Origin of the sequence: Aeromonas sp. 82P (assembly GCF_051919365.1) — a bacterium.
Lineage (GTDB): Bacteria > Pseudomonadota > Gammaproteobacteria > Enterobacterales > Aeromonadaceae > Aeromonas > Aeromonas veronii.
In genome coordinates, this window is record NZ_JBQBEV010000001.1 from 3528814 (window position 1) to 3548935 (window position 20122).

The 20122-nt window shown below is 59.4% G+C and carries 18 protein-coding genes; 10 read left to right on the forward strand and 8 right to left on the reverse strand.

Annotated elements, in window-relative coordinates:
• Positions 1–563: 563 nt before the first annotated feature.
• The 9 genes from uhpT to ACTG2S_RS16035 all read left to right on the forward strand — a co-directional run bounded on the left by uhpT (position 564) and on the right by ACTG2S_RS16035 (position 9454).
• Complete coding sequence (uhpT, locus tag ACTG2S_RS15995; protein WP_005334609.1) at positions 564–1970, forward strand: hexose-6-phosphate:phosphate antiporter; 1407 nt, start codon at positions 564–566, stop codon at positions 1968–1970.
• Between the two features lie 219 nt (positions 1971–2189).
• Positions 2190–2495 carry a PTS fructose transporter subunit IIB gene (locus ACTG2S_RS16000; RefSeq protein WP_005334611.1) on the forward strand — a complete coding sequence of 102 codons (306 nt, stop codon included), beginning with the start codon at positions 2190–2192 and terminating at the stop codon, positions 2493–2495.
• Positions 2495–3262, forward strand: a complete 768-nt coding sequence (locus ACTG2S_RS16005; protein ID WP_274161158.1) for a PTS sugar transporter subunit IIA — start codon at positions 2495–2497, stop codon at positions 3260–3262. The genes ACTG2S_RS16000 and ACTG2S_RS16005 overlap by 1 nt, the downstream gene beginning before the upstream one ends.
• A gap of 104 nt (positions 3263–3366) precedes the next feature.
• Positions 3367–4290, forward strand: coding sequence for a pseudouridine synthase (locus ACTG2S_RS16010; RefSeq protein WP_274161157.1), 924 nt, complete (start codon positions 3367–3369; stop codon positions 4288–4290).
• Positions 4290–4781: an NUDIX hydrolase gene (locus ACTG2S_RS16015; protein ID WP_064339722.1), complete on the forward strand. Its 492-nt coding sequence runs from the start codon at positions 4290–4292 to the stop codon at positions 4779–4781. The genes ACTG2S_RS16010 and ACTG2S_RS16015 overlap by 1 nt, the downstream gene beginning before the upstream one ends.
• Before the next feature lie 157 nt (positions 4782–4938).
• A complete protein-coding gene (mnmA, locus tag ACTG2S_RS16020; protein ID WP_005353619.1) occupies positions 4939–6045 on the forward strand; it encodes a tRNA 2-thiouridine(34) synthase MnmA in 1107 nt (368 codons plus the stop codon).
• Positions 6046–6068: 23 nt separating this feature from the next.
• Positions 6069–6683 carry a high frequency lysogenization protein HflD gene (gene hflD, locus ACTG2S_RS16025; RefSeq protein WP_005334622.1) on the forward strand — a complete coding sequence of 205 codons (615 nt, stop codon included), beginning with the start codon at positions 6069–6071 and terminating at the stop codon, positions 6681–6683.
• A 130-nt stretch (positions 6684–6813) separates the two neighbouring features.
• Complete coding sequence (gene purB, locus ACTG2S_RS16030) at positions 6814–8184, forward strand: adenylosuccinate lyase (RefSeq protein ID WP_160880902.1); 1371 nt, start codon at positions 6814–6816, stop codon at positions 8182–8184.
• A 139-nt stretch (positions 8185–8323) separates the two neighbouring features.
• On the forward strand, positions 8324–9454 hold the full coding sequence (locus tag ACTG2S_RS16035; protein WP_005353621.1) for a ribosomal protein uL16 3-hydroxylase: 1131 nt from the start codon (positions 8324–8326) through the stop codon (positions 9452–9454).
• Between the two features lie 63 nt (positions 9455–9517).
• Here the strand turns inward: ACTG2S_RS16035 and ACTG2S_RS16040 are convergent, their stop codons facing one another.
• From ACTG2S_RS16040 to pdxH, 4 genes are read right to left on the reverse strand one after another with little or no spacing between them, the layout of a single operon-like run.
• Complete coding sequence (locus tag ACTG2S_RS16040) at positions 9518–10039, reverse strand: GNAT family N-acetyltransferase (protein WP_252655386.1); 522 nt, start codon at positions 10037–10039, stop codon at positions 9518–9520.
• A gap of 6 nt (positions 10040–10045) precedes the next feature.
• Complete coding sequence (locus ACTG2S_RS16045) at positions 10046–11686, reverse strand: GNAT family N-acetyltransferase (protein ID WP_274161156.1); 1641 nt, start codon at positions 11684–11686, stop codon at positions 10046–10048.
• Complete coding sequence (locus tag ACTG2S_RS16050; protein WP_274161155.1) at positions 11686–12300, reverse strand: glutathione S-transferase family protein; 615 nt, start codon at positions 12298–12300, stop codon at positions 11686–11688. Before ACTG2S_RS16050 ends, ACTG2S_RS16045 begins: the two co-directional genes overlap by 1 nt.
• Before the next feature lie 36 nt (positions 12301–12336).
• Positions 12337–12975: a pyridoxamine 5'-phosphate oxidase gene (gene pdxH, locus ACTG2S_RS16055; RefSeq protein ID WP_042082460.1), complete on the reverse strand. Its 639-nt coding sequence runs from the start codon at positions 12973–12975 to the stop codon at positions 12337–12339.
• A 314-nt stretch (positions 12976–13289) separates the two neighbouring features.
• Here pdxH and ACTG2S_RS16060 point away from each other — a divergent pair, with 314 nt between their 5' ends.
• Positions 13290–14501 carry an RsmB/NOP family class I SAM-dependent RNA methyltransferase gene (locus ACTG2S_RS16060; RefSeq protein WP_157161172.1) on the forward strand — a complete coding sequence of 404 codons (1212 nt, stop codon included), beginning with the start codon at positions 13290–13292 and terminating at the stop codon, positions 14499–14501.
• Between the two features lie 81 nt (positions 14502–14582).
• On the opposite strand, the gene ACTG2S_RS16065 is transcribed toward ACTG2S_RS16060, so the two are convergent.
• From ACTG2S_RS16065 to tdcC, 4 genes are all read right to left on the reverse strand, one after another.
• The gene (locus ACTG2S_RS16065; RefSeq protein WP_005334653.1) at positions 14583–14966 is read right to left on the reverse strand and encodes a RidA family protein; all 384 of its coding nucleotides are present in this window, start codon (positions 14964–14966) and stop codon (positions 14583–14585) included.
• A gap of 69 nt (positions 14967–15035) precedes the next feature.
• Positions 15036–17330, reverse strand: coding sequence for a formate C-acetyltransferase (gene pflB / locus ACTG2S_RS16070; RefSeq protein ID WP_274161154.1), 2295 nt, complete (start codon positions 17328–17330; stop codon positions 15036–15038).
• Positions 17331–17374: 44 nt separating this feature from the next.
• Positions 17375–18718, reverse strand: coding sequence for a propionate kinase (tdcD, locus tag ACTG2S_RS16075; RefSeq protein WP_439982920.1), 1344 nt, complete (start codon positions 18716–18718; stop codon positions 17375–17377).
• A 66-nt stretch (positions 18719–18784) separates the two neighbouring features.
• Positions 18785–20116, reverse strand: coding sequence for a threonine/serine transporter TdcC (gene tdcC, locus ACTG2S_RS16080; protein WP_019444738.1), 1332 nt, complete (start codon positions 20114–20116; stop codon positions 18785–18787).
• Positions 20117–20122 lie beyond the last annotated feature (6 nt).

Consider the following 20122-nt stretch of genomic DNA (forward strand, 5'->3'; position numbering starts at 1 on the left):
CGGCTCGTAGAGCATAAAAAGAGGCCACCCCACGGGGTGGCCTCTTGTTTTTTGGGATGGCTGGCGAGCCGTATTTCCCAAAATCGCCCCCCGAGAAATAGTGGTCGATAAGCACTCTTCCCTTATCTCTGCCTTCACCTCTCCCCTTGCCTTTCCCTGGCTCCCTTCTGGCCTATCCATCCCACCAGCCCAGCACTCACACAGAGTGCCAAACTGGCTGAAATGACAGCAATCCGGCGTCAGCGGTGTGATGTTTCTCACGCTTTGTCCGCGAAAGCGCAAAAACTAGGAAAATTTCCTAGCCCCACTAGGGATGGCTCTCAAGCCATTTTTTGCCCCTCTTATTAGAGTCACCTCACCTGATGTCGTGACCCGCACCGCGACGGGCAATCTGCCCCGTCATCCCGTGCCGGGCCCGGGTTTATATGGATGGAGCGTCGAGCGCAGCAACGGCTGACAGCCCCGACGTTCCGTTCCCCCTTCCGTGGCGTGACCTCGAACAACTTATCTACAAATGAGGGGCGCGGCGGAAATACCGTCTATCTCGCAGAGGATGAACGAAGATGTTGAAATTGCTCCAACAGGTCCGGGTCCCCACCCTGGACCTGCCGGTCGAAGCCCGGCGCAAGCTCTGGTTCAAGCCGTTTATGCAATCTTATCTGGTTGTATTTATTGGCTATTTGACCATGTATCTGATCCGCAAGAACTTCAACATTGCGCAAAATGACATGATCCAGGAGTACGGTCTCTCCATGACCGAGCTCGGCATGATCGGTCTTGGCTTCTCCATCACCTACGGGGTGGGCAAGACCATCGTCTCCTACTACGCCGATGGCAAGAACACCAAGCAGTTCCTGCCGCTGATGCTGATCCTCTCCGCACTCTGCATGCTGGGCTTCAGTGCCAGCATGGGCGGCACCGGTTTCAGCCTCTACTTCATGATCTTCTTCTATGCCCTGAGCGGTTTCTTCCAGAGCTGTGGCGGTTCGTGCAGCTACTCCACCATCACCAAGTGGACCCCTCGCAACAAGCGCGGCACCTATCTGGGTATGTGGAACCTCTCTCACAACGTGGGCGGTGCCGGTGCAGCCGGTGTGGCGTTGTTCGGTGCCAACTACCTGTTTGATGGCAACGTGCTCGGCATGTTTATCTTCCCCTCCATCATCGCGCTGATCGTCGGCTTTATCGGCCTGCGCTTTGGTAGCGACTCGCCGGAAGCCTACGGCCTTGGCAAGGTGGAAGAGCTGTTTGACGAAGTGGCGAGCGAAGAGGATATCGCCACCGAGGAGCAGAAGCTGACCAAGTGGCAGATCTTCGTGAAGTATGTGCTGCTCAACAAGGTGATCTGGCTGCTCTGCTTTGCCAACATCTTCCTCTACGTGGTGCGTATCGGTATCGACCAGTGGTCCACCGTCTATGCCCACCAGGAGCTGGGCTTCTCCAAAGACGTGGCTATTCAGGGCTTTACCTTCTTCGAAGTGGGCGCACTAGTCGGCACCCTGATGTGGGGTTACCTCTCCGATCTGGCCAATGGCCGTCGTGGTCTGGTTGCCTGCGTGGCGCTGGCGCTGATCATCGCCACCCTGGGTCTCTACCAACATGCGACTACCCAGTTTATGTTCCTGGGCTCCCTGTTCACCCTGGGCTTCCTGGTGTTTGGCCCGCAATTACTGATCGGCGTGGCCGCCGTGGGCTTCGTCCCCAAGCAGGGCATCAGCGTAGCCGATGGCGTCAAGGGCACCTTCGCTTACCTGATTGGTGACAGCTTCGCCAAACTGGGTCTGGGCATGATCGCCGATGGCACCCCCATCTTCGGTCTGACCGGCTGGACCGGCACCTTCGCGGCGCTGGATATCGCAGCCGCCGCCTGTCTGGTACTGATGGGTTGTGTCGCGGTCGCCGAGGAGCGCAAGATCCGCCGCATCAAGCGCGAACTGAAAGCCGCCGAGCTGGCCGCCCAGACCGCCTGATAGCCATAACAACAGACGCAGATTGTTCAGGGCCACCCACAGGGGTGGCCCTTGTTGTTTAGAGCAACCAGCCACCCGACTGGCCCGGCATGAGCCTGCACTGCCGTTCAAGGGACGGGCATATCCCCATCAAGATCCCACTTTTCATATGCGCTTTTGGTAAAAGCCCCCCGCTGGCGCTATCTTGTTGCTCCCCCTTGTCAGCATCACAGAGAGCAGATGAAGATCGTTGCCGTCACCGCTTGCCCGACCGGTATTGCCCATACCTATATGGCTGCCGATGCCCTGCAAAAAGCCGCCACTGGGCTGGGACTCAAGATCAAGGTCGAGACTCAGGGCGCCATGGGCATGGAAAACATGCTGACCGCCCGCGATATTGCCAGCGCCGACCTGGTGCTGATTGCCTCCGATATCGAGATTGAGCAGAAAGAGCGCTTCCTCGGCTGCACCATCCATCAGGTGAGACTGGAAACCGTGCTGCTGGATGCCAACGCCGTACTCAAGGCCCTGCCGATCCCGGCCTGATGCTGACCCGCGAAATCACCTTCTACTGCCAGCAGGGGTTGAGCATCACCCAGGCCAAGCAGTTGAACCGGCTGGCGGGGATGTTCAAATCCACCATCCGCTGCGCCAACCTCACCCGGCGCCAGACCGTTGCCGCCAGCAACCAGCTCTCCCTGTTGACCCTCGCCACCCAACCCGGCGATCTCTGCCAGTTGCAGATTGAAGGGTGCGATGCCGAGCTCGCCCACATGGCCTTCACCTGCTGGTGCGGCGAACTGGGTCAACCGCTGGTGCGCCCGCGCACCGCCGCGCTGGCGGAGTTGCGACTGGCCAACGCTCTGCCCGACTACCATTTTGCCCTGCGCCAGCTGGCCCACAGCCCCGAACCGCTGATCAAAGCCGAGGCCCTCGAGCATCTGATCGATCTGCTGCCCGCCGAGCTGATCAGCAGCAGAGCCGCGCTGGAGGAGGCGATCAGTCGGCGCGAGCAGGTCTCGGCCACCATCATCCGCCCCGGCCTTGCCATGCCCCATGTATTGAGCGAAGGGATCAGCCAGCCAGCGCTGACCCTGCTTAGCTGCAAAGAGCCCATAGAATGGGGCTCTCAAATCGGGCCGGTGCAGACCATTATTCTGCTGGCGGTGCCGGTCGGTAGCGGACGGGAGACCCTGCGCCCCCTCACCCGACTGGCGCAGGCGATGATCGACGATGTGGTCAGCCACGCCCTGCTGTTGGCGGGCTCGCCCCCCGCCCGTCAGGCTATCGTCATCGAGAGCCTGCTGAGCTAGGCGAATTGGCTCTGAGCGCTGCTTGTTGAAACGCCAGCCATTCATCCTGCCCTCAGCACCCTGTGGTACACTCGCTGCCATCGTCTGTCTGAAGTGTGTATTCGATGAAATCTCCCCGCTCCCGTCTCTCTGTCAGCCGTGCGCCGCGCGATAACGCCCCGCGCACGGCGGCCAAACCAGCCGTCCCCCGCCATGTTTCCCCCCGCAAACCGGAGCTGGCCCCGGCGGATCGCAAATTGCTCCTGCTGAACAAGCCCTACATGGTGCTCTGCCAGTTCACCGACGAGGCGGGCCGCGAGACCCTCAAGGATTACATCAAAGAGCCCGGCATCTACGCCGCAGGGCGGCTCGATCGCGACAGCGAGGGACTGTTGCTGCTCACCAACGACGGCAAGCTGCAGGCGCGCCTCACCCAGCCGGGGGAGAAGACCCCCAAGACCTACTGGGTGCAGGTAGAAGGCATCCCGAGCGAGGAGCAACTGGCCGCCCTGCGCGCCGGTGTGGAGCTCAATGACGGCATGACCCTGCCCGCCGGGGCGCGCATCATGGATGAACCTGCGGTGTGGCTGCGCAATCCCCCCATTCGAGAGCGCAAGGAGATCCCCACCAGCTGGCTGGAGATCAAGATCATCGAGGGGCGCAACCGGCAGGTGCGGCGGATGACCGCCCATATCGGCCACCCCACCTTGCGCCTTATTCGCTACGCCATCGGTGACTGGACCCTCGATGGACTGGCACCCGGCGAGAGCCGCAGCCTGCCCGCCCCCGAGCTGGCGCCGAGCTCCAGCCGCAGCCCGCGTCCCTCCTCATCCCGTTCAGGCGCTCATACCGCCAAACCGGCCAAACCGGCAGGGGAGGCGCCACAGCGGGCCAGCCAGCCGAGACGGGACGAACGCCCCCGCAGCACTCACCCAACCGAGCGCGCAGCCACAAACCCGACCAGCGGCAAACCCCGCAGCAGCGGGCGAGGAACAGCACGCAGACCCGCCCGAGCGGGCAATCCCAATAGCAGCGACAAGGAGTCATGATGAGCAATCAGGCAGAGCAATCGGCCACCAGCCACGCCCGCATGGAGGCGCGCCTGACGGTCGCCGCCCTGGTGCAGTGGCAGGGGCGCTTTCTGGTGGTGGAAGAGGAGATAAAAGGCCAGCGCCGCTTCAACCAGCCCGCCGGCCATGTGGAGCCGGGGGAAAACCTGCTTGAAGCGGCTTGCCGCGAGCTGAAAGAAGAGACGGGTCTGACCGCCACGCCGACCGCCTGGCTTGGCACCTATCTCTACAAACCGGCCGACAGCGAGGCCACCTATGTGCGCACCGCCATCATCTTCGACCTTGAAAAAGCGCCCGGTCAGCACCATCCAGAGGATCCTGACGGCGATGTGCTGGCTTGCCACTGGCTCACTCTTGAAGAAATAGCGGAATGCAAACCGGCCCTGCGCAGCCCCTTGGTGTGGCAGTGCATTCAGGATTATCTGGCGGGGACACGGCTGCCGCTCTCGGCCCTCAAGGCCTTTATCTGAGGCCATTTGACACTCTTTTTCGGTGACAAAGGCCAACAACAGAAAAACGATTTCCTGCTATCAGGCTCCTGATGGGAACTGCGGCATGGATATGTGACCGGGGGCGCAAAACTCTGGTAGAATACGCCCCGTTTAAACGAACTGGTAACTTCGACTAATGACAGACAACAGCCAAATCAAGGTGATCGTCGGCATGTCCGGCGGCGTGGATTCTTCCGTCTCGGCCTACCTGCTCCAGCAGCAGGGCTATCAGGTCGAAGGCTTGTTCATGAAGAACTGGGAAGAAGACGACACGGACGAGTACTGCTCTGCCGCCCAGGATTTGGCTGATGCCAAGGCCGTCTGCGACAAGCTGGGGATGAAACTCCACACCATCAACTTCGCGGCCGAGTACTGGGACAATGTGTTCGAGCACTTCCTCGAAGAGTACAAGGCTGGCCGCACGCCAAACCCCGATATCCTTTGCAACAAGGAGATCAAGTTCAAGGCGTTCCTCGAATTTGCCGCCGAAGAGCTGGGTGCCACCTACATCGCCACCGGCCACTATGTGCGCCGTGACGACAGTACCGGCCGCCCGCGCCTGCTGCGCGGTCTCGATACCAACAAGGATCAGAGCTACTTCCTCTATACCCTGAGCGAAAAGCAAGTGGGTCAGAGCCTGTTCCCGGTTGGCGATCTGGAGAAGCCGGAGGTGCGCCGCATCGCCGAGCAGCTGGATCTCATCACCGCCAAGAAGAAAGACTCCACCGGCATCTGCTTTATCGGCGAGCGCAAGTTCAAGGACTTCCTGGCCAAGTTCCTGCCCGCCCAGCCCGGTAAAATCGAGACCGTGGATGGCAAGGTGATCGGCGAGCATCAGGGTCTGATGTATCACACCCTGGGCCAGCGCAAGGGGCTCGGTATCGGTGGTCGCAAAGATGCCACCGAAGAGGCCTGGTATGTGGTCGACAAAGAGGTCGAGCGCAACGTGCTGGTGGTGGCGCAGGGCGAACATCCCCGCCTCTACTCCGATGGCCTGATTGCCAGCCAGTTGCACTGGGTGGATCGCACCCCCATTCGCGAGCCGCGTCGCTGCACCGTCAAGACCCGCTACCGTCAGCAGGATATCCCCTGCCTGATCCAGCCCATCGACGACGAGACCATCCGGGTCATCTTCGACGAGAAGCAGGCTGCAGTGACCCCGGGCCAGTCCGCCGTCTTCTACGACGGGGAAGTGTGTCTGGGCGGCGGCATCATCGAACAACGTTTCAGCCATCCGGTTTGAATCCTTAACAGAAGGCAGCAGACGTGAGCGATAAATTCCAAGACAGAACCATGGCCTTTGCCGGCATCTGCCAGGCCGCGTATCTGGTGCAGAAGGTGGCCCGAGACGGCAGCTGTGACGAGGCAGCCCTGCGCGAGAGCCTCTCCAGCATTCTGGTGACCAACCCGAGCCAGCCGCTCGAGGTGTTCAACAACACCCATCTGGCCATTCGCGACGGCTACCGTGCGCTGGTCGAGCAGCTGGGAGCCGACGGCAGCCAGAAAAATGCCGAGCTGACCCGCTACGTGGTAAGCCTGATTGCGCTGGAGCGCAAGCTGGCCAAGCGCAAGGACATTCTCAATATGCTGGGTGAGCGGATCAGCCAGATTGGCCGCCAGCAACAGCACTTCGATCTGCTCGACGAGCAGATTTTGGCCAACATGGCGAGCATCTACAGCGATCTTATCAGCCCCATCGGGCCGCGCATCCAGGTGGCGGGTACCCCGCTGTTCCTGCAGCAACCGCTGGTGCAGCACAAGGTGCGCGCCCTGCTGCTGGCGGGCATTCGTGCCTGTGTGCTGTGGCGTCAGCTCGGTGGCAGCCGCACCCAGATCATCTTCGCTCGCAAGAAGATGGTGGAGCTGGCCAAACGTTACTAATCATCGGCTCGCGCGCGGGCCAGCCGAGGTCGACATCAGGGTGAACAGCCGCACATCCGCCTTGATGACGACCCCCGCCCACGCGCGAGTGGATACGGATCCCCCACACAAATCATCAGGAGTTCACCCCATGGAGCTGTCCGCGCTGACTGCTGTTTCCCCGATTGACGGTCGTTATGGCGACAAGGCCGATGCCCTGCGCCCTATCTTCTCCGAATTCGGCCTGCTGCGTTTTCGCGTCGAAGTCGAGGTGCGCTGGTTGCAAAAACTGGCCAGCCACACCGGGATCCCGGAAGTCCCTGCCCTGAGCGCGGCCGCCAACGCCCTGCTCGACGGCATCGTAAGCAACTTCAACGAGAGTGACGCCGCCCGTATCAAACAGATCGAGCGCACCACCAACCATGATGTGAAAGCGGTGGAGTACTTCCTCAAAGAGAAAGTCGAAGTGAACCCGGAGCTGGCGGCTGTCAGCGAGTTCATCCACTTCGCCTGCACCTCGGAAGACATCAACAACAACTCCCACGGTCTGATGCTGAAAACCGCCCGCGAAGAGGTCATCAAACCTTATTGCGAGAAGCTGATCAGCGAGCTCAAGCGTCTGGCCCACGAGTATCGTGACATGCCGCTGCTCTCCCGCACCCACGGCCAGCCGGCCACCCCGAGCACCATGGGCAAGGAGATGGCCAACGTCGCCTACCGTCTGGAGCGCCAGTTCAAGCAGATCATGGCGGTGGAGATCCTCGGCAAGATCAACGGTGCTGTCGGCAACTACAACGCCCACCTCAGCGCCTACCCGGATGTGGACTGGCACCAGTTCTCCGAGGAGTTTGTTACCTCCCTGGGTCTGACCTGGAACCCCTACACCACCCAGATCGAGCCGCACGACTATATCGCCGAGCTGTTCGACGCCATGGCCCGCTTCAACACCATCCTGATCGACTTCGACCGCGATGTGTGGGGTTACATCTCCCTGGGTCACTTCAAGCAGCGCACCATCGCGGGCGAGATCGGCTCCTCCACCATGCCGCACAAGGTCAACCCCATCGACTTCGAGAACTCCGAAGGCAATCTGGGTCTGGCCAACGCCGTGTTCCAGCATCTGGCGAGCAAGCTGCCTATCTCCCGCTGGCAGCGTGATCTGACCGACTCTACCGTGCTGCGCAACCTGGGTGTGGCGGTGGGTTACTCCCTGATTGCCTATCAGGCGACCCTCAAGGGCATCTCCAAGCTGGAAGCCAACGACGCCGCCATGGCCGCCGATCTGGACGCCAACTGGGAAGTGCTGGCCGAGCCGATCCAGACCGTGATGCGCCGCTACGGTATCGAGAAGCCCTACGAGAAGCTCAAGGAGCTGACCCGTGGTCGCCGCGTCGATGCCGAAGGGATGCGTACCTTTATCGACACCCTGGAGTTGCCGGAAGCGGTCAAGGTTGAGCTGAAGAAGCTGACCCCGGCCAACTACATCGGTGACGCCCAGCGTCTGGTTGATCTGCTGAAGTAAGCCAACCGGCAGTGACGAAGGGGCCCTGTGCACGATACGCCACAGGGCCCCTGTTATTTTCCCTGCCACGGCAGGATCCCGAGTGGCTTTTCCCAAGCCTGCCTTGGGCAAAACCTCTTTGCGAGACACGAGAAACAGCATGTACGAACTCAATCTGGATATCGCTCACTTCCTTGAGCACTACTGGCAGAAGCGCCCGCTCCTTATCAAGGGTGGCTTCAAGGACTTTCAGGATCCCATCAGCCCGGACGAGCTGGCGGGTCTGGCCATGGAAGAGGTGGTAGAGTCCCGCCTCGTCACCCGTTTCGACGGCAAGTGGGATGCTGCCCACGGCCCCTTCGAATCCTACGACCATCTGGGCGAAGAGAACTGGACCATTCTGGTACAGGCTTGCAACCACTGGGCCCCCGAGGTGAACGAGCTGGCGGTGCCGTTCCAGTTCATCCCGGGCTGGCGCTTTGACGATGTGATGGTGAGCTTCTCCACCCCCCATGCGGGTGTCGGCCCCCACATCGACAACTACGATGTGTTCATCACCCAGGGGCTGGGCAAGCGCCACTGGCGAGTCGGCGATGCCAAGCCCCTCAACGAGTTTGCCGCCCACGCCGCCCTGCTGCACTGCGAGCCGTTCGAGGCGATCATCGACGTCATCATGGAGCCGGGTGACATTCTCTACATTCCGCCCGGATTCCCCCACGAAGGCTACGCCATCGAGCCCTCCATGAACTTCTCGGTGGGTTTCCGCGCACCGGATGCCAAGGCGCTTATCTCCTCCTTTGCCGATCACCTGATCGACAACGAGGTGCGTACCGAGCGTTACGGCGATGCCGATCTCAAGCCCCGCGCCCGTCACGGCGAGATCCAGCCCCACGAGCTGCACCGTCTGCGCGAGCTGATGCAGCAGGCCCTCGATGACGAGACCCTGTTCAAGGAGTGGTTCGGCACCATGATCTCCGAGGCCAAGCACGATCTCGACGTCAATCCGGTCGAGCCGGACTACAGCGCCGAGGAGGTAGCCGACCTGCTGACCCAGGGCGAGCCCGCCATCAAGGTGCCGGGTCTGCGCACCGTCTGGTTTAGCGGTGAAAGCCAGCAGTGCTTCATCGACGGCGAAGCCTGGACTCTGCAGAGCGAAGACGCGGCAGCCATTTCGCTCTTGTGTGACAAGGACATCATCACTCAAGCCGATATGGTGGAGCTGGCCGATCAGGCCGGTTTCCTGCAACTGCTGACCCGTCTGGTCAACCGTGGTTACTGGTTCTTCAACTAACCTGACTGGCTGATAGAGATGAAAAAGGCGCCATCAGGCGCCTTTTTCACAGATGTCGACCATTCACACCTCGAGCGGCTCTTCGTCAGGCAGCTCGTCAAACAGCGGGTGATAGAGCACCTCACCCTGCACACCCGCAAAACCGCGCTCCTGCAGCTCCATTGCCATAAAGCAGTCGGCAGGCACCTCATAGATGCAATGCAGGCCAAACTCGCTAGCCGGGCGGAAACCGAAACGGCTGTAATAGGCCGGATCCCCGAGTACTACCACCCCTTTCCAGTCCATCTCAAGCGCCGTATCAAGCCCTTCACGGATGAGATCAGAACCAATCCCCTGACCTTGCCAGTCGGGATGAACCGCGACCGGCGCCAGACCAAGCCAGGGACCTTCCATGCCGTTAATGGTGATCGGGCTTAGCATCAGGTGCCCCATGAACTCGTACTCTTCCTCTTCGACCATGGTCACTACGGCAGCACCACATTCGCGCAGGCGGTTGACCAGTTCGGCCTCATCGGCACGACCGAAGGCAGCACTCAGCAGCTCATAAACCGGCAGCATGTCACCGGGGCGCTCGGTTCTCAACATCAGGTATTACTCCTCGTACAGCAGAGCGGGCATTATTCCACACAACGGCTGGTCATTCTGAGTACCTTTGTCCAAAAATGGGAGGGTGCACTCAGGAAAACGAGCTGCAAACTGCTGCTGCAAGGCGGTTAGCGTAGCCGGGGTGACCCTGTTCATCGCCTCGCGGTAGGCCAGCCAGAGGGAGGGAGCCTCCCGCGCCAACCGCTCAAAGGTCAGTTCGGGCGTTTGATGCCAACAGCCATCCAGCTCGTCGACCAGCTCCGGCAACTCCACCAGCAGCCGTAACTGCTGATAGCGTATCTGCGGCGAGTCACCGTTGCCGCCCAGCGCCTGTGCCATCAATTGGTTGAACCAGTGGAGCCGTGATGCGCGCTCCTCGCGGCTGAGCAGATCGGGCCCCTGCCGCTGCAGCGCGGCCAGTTGCAGCAACCACGCCAGCCCCTGTTCATCCCTGTCTTTCAGCAAGACGCCGCCAAGATGGGACAACTGCTCCGGTTCGGCCTGCTCCAGCAGATCGACGGGGTAACAGTGTAGCGCCAGCAACCGCTCAAGTTGCGGTGGGCAGCGCAGAAAACAGGGCTTCTCCCCCGCGCCCCTCTCATCCACAAAGAACGAGATAGCCAGCTTGCCGTTGGCACTCTGCCGATTGGTCGTTGCGGGATCACACAGGATCACCACAGCAATCCGCTCATCAGCAAGCCAGCGGGCAATCTCCTCGGCCAAGGAATTGGGTAAGCAGGGTGCACGATCCAGCCGCCAGTAGCTCACCTCGCACGGCTGGCGACCGCTGATATGGCGCCGCCCGCGATAGTGCATCCCCAGTTTTGCCATCACCCGGCCGGAGGCTAAATTGTCTGGCATATGGCGAGCCGTCAGCGCAGGCAGTTTAAGTTGGTCAAAGGCGAACGCTTTGACCAAGCTTGCTGCCCGGGTCGCCAGACCGCGATTTTGCCAGGGCACGCCCACCCACCAGGCGAGCTCGCCATTCCAGTGCAGGGAGATCACCCCTAGCAACGCCGCACCTTGCTCCTCTGGCAAGGTGATGGCCCAGCTCCAGCCAAGGCCAAGCGCCGCCTTGCGCCAGCTGAGCGCCAGCCAGTCGCGGGCCCCCTCCGGCGGATAGGGGTGAGGAATATTGAGGGTGTAGCGCGCCAGCGCCTCGTCGCTGCAGTAGCGCACTATCTCGCGCTCATCGGCGGCCTGCAGTTGTCGCAATACGACACCTGATAGCGAATGCCCCTCAGCCAGGGTCGGCACCGTCACACGGCGCGCCAGCAGTCGATTGAGCACGGCGCCCAAATCGGCCTCGGGGGTGAGCGGCAGATCGGCCCCCACAGGGCCAAGGGTGAGCAGTCCCTGCTCCCTGGCGAGGGTCAATAGGGAAGTAGAGGCGCTGATCAGGATCTGGCGGCTGGGATCAACATGAAAATCCGCCAGCAGATCCCCATAGAGCCAGGCAGCCAGCAGGGCTCCCGGGCAGAGCACCCCGTCTGGAGGGCTGCTCGCCCAAGGTGCATCGGTTTGATCGAGGGCGGCCGCCGCCTCTTTGCCCAGCAGCAGTTGCCAGCGATGACCTTGCTGCTGCCAGTGCAGCAACAGCGCAGCCCACTGCGGTTGCCACAGACTGGCCTCGATCAGCAGTTCCATCAGCTGGCCTGACAGGCCGCTGGCAGCGTCAGGTGACGGGGATGGGCTTGGATACGGGCGATCCAGCTACGGATAGCGGGCCACCCCTGAAGGGAGAAGATCCCCTCCTCTGCCACGTGGGTGTAGGCATAAAGGGCGATATCGGCGATGGTCGGCGCATCACCGCACAGATAGGGGCTCTGTTTCAGCTGCTGCTCCATTACCGCCAGCGCTTTCTCGCCACCGGCTTTCAGCCCGTCGAGACGCGCCTCCTGGGACTCGGGGCGGCCGAGATAGTGAACGATAAAGCGGGCCACCGCGATATAGGGCTCATGGCTGTATTGCTCAAAGAACATCCATTTGAGCACCTCGGCCTGCTGGCGCGGATCGGTTGGCCACAAGGCGCTGCCGTGCGCCAGATAGAAGAGGATGGCATTGGATTCCGCCAGCATGTCGCCCTGGCCAATCTCCAGCACCGGGATCTTGCCGTTGGGGTTCATGGCCAGAAATGCGGGGGTACGGGTATCCCCCGCCTGAATATCCACCTCAACCCACTCAAGGGGCAGCTTCAGCCAGCGGGCCAGCAGCCACACCTTGTAACAGTTGCCGGAACGCAGATCACCATACAGACGCATACACACTCCTTGTGAAAACAGAATTGAACAGCGCGCTCAGGGTGCCAGACGCTCGATATGCCAGCCATCCCCGTCGCGGGTGTAGTAGAAGCGGTCGTGCAGCCGGTGCTCGCCCCCCTGCCAGAACTCCACCGTCTCGATCACCACCCGGAATCCGCCCCAGAAGCTCGGCAGCGGCACTTCGCCATTGGCAAACTTCTGCTTGAGCTCGAGGAACTTGGCCTCCAGCACGCCGCGGGCCGATATGCGGGTCGACTGCTTGGAGACCCAGGCAGCGATCTGGCTATCCTTGGGGCGGCTGTGGAAATACTTCATCACCTCGAAAGTGCTCATCTTCTCCACCCGACCGGTCACATGCACCTGACGGTCGAGCGTATGCCAGGGAAAGAGCAGGCTGATACGGGGATTGCCTTCCAGCTGCTGCGCCTTGCGGCTGCCCATGTTGGTGTAAAAGACCATCCCCTGGGCGTCGTAGTGCTTGAGCAGCACGGTGCGCTGCCAGGGCTGACCATCGGCATCGACGGTCGCCACCACCATGGCGGTGGGATCGGTCAGTTTGGCCTCACAAGCCTGCGCCAACCACTTCTCGAACAGCTCGAGGGGCTCGGCCGGCAGATCGGCCCGGTGCAGCCCGCCACGGGAGTATTCACGGCGCAGATCAGCAACATCCATCATCTTGATTTTCCTTCAAATAAATAATGGTTCCACGACCATCAAGAGAGTGACGCAGGCATTGTGCTCCGCCCCTCTTGCGGTGACAAGCCATAACGCAGCCGAGCACTCCACCGCAGAACAGATAACACTTCGGCAGTTGCTCTTGCCAATTTTCAGACGTAGTCACAGTCAAAAAGGGAATCACACTCGACCACACTTTATATATCTACCTTGCACCGCATGACCCTTACACCTATCATTGCGCCGGTTTATCTGTTTTAGAATCATCCACAGCTACTCGGATGGTTCATCTTTATCTGGCCAAGGTTAATCTCATGCTCAAATCCCCACTGTTGCCCCGTTTCGGGGATCTGGTCGTTGCCATTGTTGACGATGTGCTCGGTCAGGGTCTTACCCTCGACCGCGCTTATGCCCGTCACTTCTCCGGCATCGAACTCAAACCGCAAGAACAGGCAAGGATTGCCCTGGTCACCGGCGACCTGCTGCGCCGTCTCAGCCTCTATTGTTTCCTCACCGGCATTCAGGTGCGTCAGGCCGAAAAGAATGTCTGGCCGCTGCTGCACAGCTGGCACGCCTTCCACAAAATTGCCCAGCCCAACCACCCGACCCTGGATCGCTTCAATGAAGAAGCATTCCGCCGCCGTCTGACCGAGGCGAAGAAGAACCCGGTATTGATGGATGGTTGCCCGAGCTGGTTGGAGAAACTGGGTAGCGAGCAGCTGGGTGAAGCCTGGCCTGCCGAGCGTGCCGCCCTGGCCTGGATGCCCAAGCGTTACCTTCGGGTCAACACCCTCAAGTGCACCCGTGATGAGCTGCAGGCCATGCTGGCCAAAGAGCAGGTCACCACCATTCCGGTTGAAGGGGTGGAGACTGCCCTGCAGGTCACCTCCGACGCCGCCCTGTTCCGTACCAAGGCCTTTGCCGATGGTTGCTTCGAACAGCAGGACGCTGGCTCCCAGCTGGTTGCTGCTGCGCTGGAAGTTGCCCCAGGCATGCGCGTTATCGACGCCTGCGCCGGTGCCGGTGGCAAGACCCTGCATATCGCCGCCATGATGCAGGGCAAAGGCCGCCTGCTGGCGATGGATGTGGAAGAGTGGAAGCTGGAGAACCTCAAGCAACGCGCCCGTCGCGCCGGTGCCCACAACGTGGAGACCCGGGTCATCACCAGCAGCAAGACCGTCAAGCGCCTCAAAGAGAGCGCCGACCGCGTACTGCTTGACGTGCCCTGTTCCGGTCTTGGCGTCCTCAAGCGCAATCCGGATGCCAAGTGGCGTGATACCGCCGAGCGTCTGCCGGTGCTGGTCGCGCTGCAAGAAGAGATCCTGCAGCGTTACAGCCAGATGGTGAAAGTCGGCGGCCTGCTGGTCTATGCAACCTGCTCCATCCTGCCCGAGGAGAACCGCCAGCAGGTAGACAAGTTCCTCGCCGCCAACGAAAACTTCCGTCTGCGTGACGATCACACCGTGAGCCCGTCCGAAACCGGCTTCGACGGCTTCTACATGGCTCGTATCGAACGGATCTCCTGATCTGCCCGATGACCATATAGACAAAAGCGGCTGCCATTGGCAGCCGCTCTGTTTTGGCTTGCTGACACACTCCCGATGGGGTTACAGCGCAGCAATCGCCTCTATCTCGATCTTCACATCCTTCGGCAAGCGGGCCACTTCCACGCAAGAGCGCGCCGGATACATGGCATCGTGCTCGGTGAAGAAGTCGTTGTAGACCTGATTCACCGCAGCAAAGTCGTTCAGATCCGAGACAAACACCGTGGTCTTGAAGATGTTGCGCACCTCGCCGCCTGCCGCCTCGACAATCGCCTGTACGTTTTGCAGGGAGCGCAGGGTCTGCGCTTCGATCCCCTCCGCAACGTCGCCGCTCACCGGGTCCAGCGGGATCTGACCGGAGGTGTATAGGATGTTGCCAATCCGGGTGGCCTGCACATAGGGGCCGATGGCGCTCGGCGCCGCCTTGGTAGTGATAACCTGTCGCATCTGGTACTTCCTCGTGCTGACAAACAAAAAGTAGGCCCGGAACAAACCTGCTCACTCCGGGCATGAGAGTTACATCATGTTGGTGAAGGTTCTGGAGATGACGTCCTGCTGCTGCTCGCGGGTCAAGGCGTTGAAGCGCACCGCATAACCGGAGACCCGGATGGTCAGGCTGGGGTACTTGTCCGGATTGTCGATGGCATCCAGCAGCATCTCGCGATTCATCACGTTGACGTTGAGGTGCTGACCCCCTTCCACATCCCGCTCATGATGGAAGTAGCCATCCATCAGCCCCACCAGATTGCTCTCGCGATTGGCCGGCTCCTTGCCGAGCGCCCCCGGCACGATGGAGAAGGTGTAGGAGATCCCGTCCTTGGCATATTTGAACGGCAGCTTGGCCACCGAGGCCAGCGAAGCGACCGCCCCCTTGCGATCCCGACCGTGCATCGGGTTGGCTCCCGGCGCAAACGGCGCACCGGCGCGGCGGCCATCCGGGGTGTTGCCGGTCTTCTGGCCATAGACCACGTTGGAGGTGATGGTCAGGATCGACTGGGTCGGCACCGCATTGCGGTAGGTCGGCAGCGCCTGGATCTTCTTCATGAAGCGCTCGACCAGATCGCAGGCGATGGAGTCAGCCCGCTCGTCGTTGTTGCCGTACTGGGGATACTCCCCCTCAATAACGAAATCGACCGCCAACCCGTCGGCATCGCGCACCGGCTTGACCCGAGCGTACTTGATGGCTGCCAGCGAATCGACCGCTACCGATAGACCGGCGATACCGCAGGCCATGGTGCGATAGACGTCGCGGTCGTGCAGCGCCATCAGCGAGGCCTCGTAGCTGTACTTGTCGTGCATGTAGTGGATAAGGTTGAGCGCGCTGATGTACTGCACCGCCAGCCAATCCATAAAGCTGTCGAGGCTGGCCATGACAGTGGCGTAATCCAGCACTTCGTCCATGATGGGCGCCACTTTCGGGCCGACCTGGATCTTCAGCTTCTCGTCCACGCCGCCGTTGATGCAGTAGAGCAGGGTCTTGGCCAGGTTGGCGCGGGCACCGAAGAACTGCATCTGCTTGCCGATCACCATGGGGCTCACGCAGCAGGCGATGGCGTAGTCATCGCTCTCGAAGTCGGTGCGCATCAAGTCATCGTTCTCATACTGCAGGGATGAGGTATCGATGGAGACACGGGCGGCATAGGTCTTGAAGGCCCGCGGCAATCCTTCCGCCCAGAGGATGGTGAGGTTGGGCTCGGGCGCTGGCCCCATGGTCTTGAGGGTGTGGAGGTAACGGAAGGAGTTCTTGGTCACCAGAGTACGACCATCCAGCCCCATGCCACCAATCACCTCGGTCGCCCAGATGGGATCGCCGGAGAAGAGGGAGTCAAACTCCGGGGTACGCAGGAAACGTACCATGCGGATCTTCATGATGAAGTGATCGACCAGCTCCTGGGCATCCTGTTCGCTGATAAGCCCCGCCTTAAGATCCCGCTCGATATAGATGTCGAGGAAGGTAGCGGTACGGCCGAGGGACATGGCGCCACCGTTTTGCGACTTCACCGCTGCCAGATAGGCAAAGTAGAGCCACTGGACTGCCTGCTGGGCCGTGCGTGCCGGCCCGGAGATGTCAAAGCCATAACTGGCTGCCATCTGCTTGATCTGCACCAGTGCCCGCTTGTGCTCGGCCAGCTCCTCGCGCTGGCGGATCACCTGCTCCAGCTGCTCTCCCCGCTCAAGCGCCGGTTGCAGATCGGCAAACTGCAGCTCCCGCTCAAGGATTAGATAATCTATGCCATAGAGCGCGACCCGACGATAATCTCCAATAATGCGACCACGGCCGTAACCATCCGGCAAACCGGTCAATACCCCTGACTTTCGGCAGCGCAACATCTCGGGAGAGTAGACGTCGAACACTCCCTGGTTATGGGTTTTGCGCAATTCGCTGAAGGTATATTCAAATTCGGGATCCATCTCCCGGCCATATGCTTCAAAAGAGCTGCGGATCATATTTACGCCGCCAAATGGATGCAGTGCTCTTTTAAGGGGCTTGTCGGTTTGCAGGCCAACGATTTTTTCCAGCCCCTGCTCGATATAACCCGGCCCGTGGGCAGTAATGGTCGTGGCAATATTGGTATCAAAATCGACCGGTGCGTGGGTGGCATTCTCGATACGGATCCCCTCCATCACCTTATTCCACAAAGTGGTGGTCGCTTCGGTCGCATCTGCTAAAAACTGTTCGTCACCTTCATAGGGGGTGTAGTTCTGCTGGATAAAATCACGGACGTTGATCTCGTGCTTCCAGTTTTCACCGGCAAACCCTTGCCATGCCTGACGAAATTTATCCTGATCCAATTGCATATCAACTTTCATCAAATAAACCTCATTCACTACTCATGACACTACAGTGGAAGATGTCAGACGCACTCGGCCTGACGAACCAGCTGCCCCAGACGAATGGCATCCAGTGCGATCATTTTCTCTTCATTGGTGGGAATAACCGCCGCCAGCACCATGGACTCTGCCGCCGAAATCACCCGGCAGCCCTCGCTATTGGGACGCTGGTTAAACGGCTCGCTGATCGCTACGCCAAATACCTGAAGTCGTTCGCATACCAGCTTTCTGATAAAGGCCGAGTTCTCGCCGATCCCGCCGGTGAAAATAACGGCATCCAGCCGGCGCAATGAGGTGGCATGGCCGCCGATATGGCGGGCAATACGATGGACAAAAGCGTGAATGGCCAATTTTGCCCCGGGATGTCCTTCGTGATAGGCAGCTTCCAATACCCGCATATCGGAGGAGAGCCCCGAAATACCCAGCAGGCCGGACTGCTTGTTCAATACCCGCTCGATATCCTCGATGGATTGCCCCGTCTTGCTGGCGATATAGGCCAGCGCGCCAAAATCGATATCGCCGCTGCGGCTGCCCATAATCAGCCCCTCCAGCGGCGTCATCCCCATCGAGGTATCGACACTCTTGCCATCCTGCACCGCGCAAATAGAGGCGCCATTGCCCAGATGGGCGATGACCAGACCGGCATGCAGCTCATCCAGCCCCATAAATACGCAGGCCTGCTCGGCGACATAGCGATGGGAGGTGCCATGGAAGCCATAGCGGCGCACGCCGTAATCCTGCAAATATTGGTAAGGCAGCCCATAGATATAGGCTTCCGGTTTCAGGGTCTGGTGAAAACCGGTATCAAATACCGCAATTTGGGGTTGTGTCGGAAATAGCTGACGAGCCGCCATCACGCCGCTCAGATTGGCGTGATTGTGCAGGGGAGCCAAGGGTGACACCTGCTTTATTTTGGCCAATACATGTTCATCAATGATCACGGCTTCGCTAAATTCACTACCACCATGCGCAATCCGATGACCCACCAGTGCAATGGCATCCAGCAGATCCCTTTTTTTCAATTCCTCCGCGATGGCAGCCAATGCACAGGTGAGGTTATTTTCAGCTAATGACATTGCGGGCTCTTTACCCACTTGCAATTGGGGATGGGCTGTCTCAATACCGTCCGCTATACCGTAGATCACCACCTCACAGGATTGACTATCCAGTACCGAGAATTTGACCGACGAAGAGCCGCAATTGATAACCAGAACCAACGAATCAAACTTCATTACATCGCCTCGATATTTATGATGTCGAGTCACTGCAGTCAGAGCATTTTTGCAAATGTTTTTGGTGGCCAAATAATGGATAGCCTTGCCCGGGGCCCACACAATTGGGCCAACGAAGAACCGGTTATTGCTCATGTCTGACTGCACCATCCAGACCCCGCCAAGGGGGCCTGAATGGTTGATGACTTTCAGAAAAGGTTTTCAGAACAGCTTGGAAACTATATTCAGGATGGTCAGCACACCGATGATGGTGACAAACAGGTTGCTGGCCTGACCTTTATATTTTGCAAGTGCCGGTGTCTTGCTCACCGCATACATCGGCAGCAGACAGAGCAGGGAAGCGATGATTGGCGCCCCCATTGCCTCAATCAGGTCGAGGATGTTGGGGTTCACATAAGCGACCAGCCAGGTCGAACCCATGATGAACAACATACTGACCATGTTGAGTTTTTTACTGGAAACCTTGCTCTTGTCGCCTTGGTAGCCAAAGCGGAGGATAAGGCCGTTCAACCCTTCCAGCGTCCCCAGATAGTGGCCAAAGAAGGATTTGAAGATGGCAACCAGCGCAATGATGGACGCCGCATACTCCAAAGTGGTGGCAAACGCAGACTTGCTGCCCGTCATTGAGGAGAAGTGGTTGGCCAGATAGGAGAGCACCGGAATGTTCTGGGCTTTGGCTTCCGCCATATTTTGCGGTGACAGGGTAAAGAGGCAGCTGAAGGCAAAGAACATCACCACGGCCACCATCAGCATGCTGGCACCGGAGATAATCTTCGAGCAGCGCTTCTCGGTAAAATCACGCCCGAACTCCTGCTCATACTCTTCCCGTTTGGAGACAATGAAAGAGGAAACTATCGGCGAGAAGTTGAAGGAGAAGACCATGATGGAGATCCCCAGCCAGACGGTAACCAGAATACCATCGTGACCAAACATCGATATCTCGCTCAGATTGACCTGATCAAAGACGGCACTGTTCCAGTACGGGACGAGGGAGAGAGAGATAACGATCAGACTGGCAATAAAGGGAAAGACCAGATAGCTCATCACCTTGACCATCAGATCTTTACCGAAGTAGATCACGAATGCCATCAACATCAACAATGCCAGTGCAACCACACCTCGATTAAGCGGAACCAACTGTAGTTGATGCTCCCAAAATGCCATAAAGGTATTGGTGATCGTCACACCATATATCCACAGCAGTGGGCAGATGGCAAAGAAATAGAGGAAGGTAATTACCACTCCACCCATCTTGCCAAAATGTTCTTCAACGGTCTCGGTAATATTTGCCGATGGATTACTGCCAGAAAGACATAATCTGGCCAACGCCCTGTGGCAATAAAATGCAATGGGGTAAGCCAGCACCAGCATGATTAATATTGGGATCAGGCCACCATATCCGGCCCGGATTGGAAAGAACAAGACCCCCGCCCCGATAGCAGTACCGAACAGACCTAATCCCCATGTGGTATCCGATTTACGCCATGCACGCGTATTCTCTTTACTGCCGGTGACAACACTGTCTAATATCATGACTGC